Annotated in this window: 1 protein-coding gene; it reads right to left on the bottom strand. The window is 46.1% G+C overall.

What is annotated here, in order from left to right; translation table 11 throughout:
• Positions 1-41 precede the first annotated feature (41 nt).
• On the bottom strand, positions 42-269 hold a 228-nt coding region (locus Q5762_RS38500), incomplete at its 5' end, for a hypothetical protein (protein ID WP_315896965.1).

Genomic DNA, 269 nt, shown 5'->3' with positions numbered 1-269 from the left:
AAACCGGTCACAGTATTCAAGAATTGTTGCGCGGTGCAAGATTACCGATTGCGCATAACTGGAAAACGCGTCCGTTTTGGACCGTCTTCCATCTTAGAAGATAGAACTTCTATTCGCGTTGCGATCTTGTTCAGGTTAACGTTTACATCGTCCAGTTTGCCGCCGAAACTTTCAACAATCCTATCGGCACGTTGGTTTGCTGCGACAATTTCAGCTTTGTTCTCACCAATTGCTTCGGTTGCCCGCGTCATCTGAAATTGCAATTGGGT

Source organism: Streptomyces sp. P9(2023) (assembly GCF_032436795.1).
GTDB lineage: Bacteria > Actinomycetota > Actinomycetes > Streptomycetales > Streptomycetaceae > Streptomyces.
The sequence above is the reverse complement of the archived record's forward strand: the minus strand, read 5'-3'. Positions and strand labels throughout refer to the sequence as shown.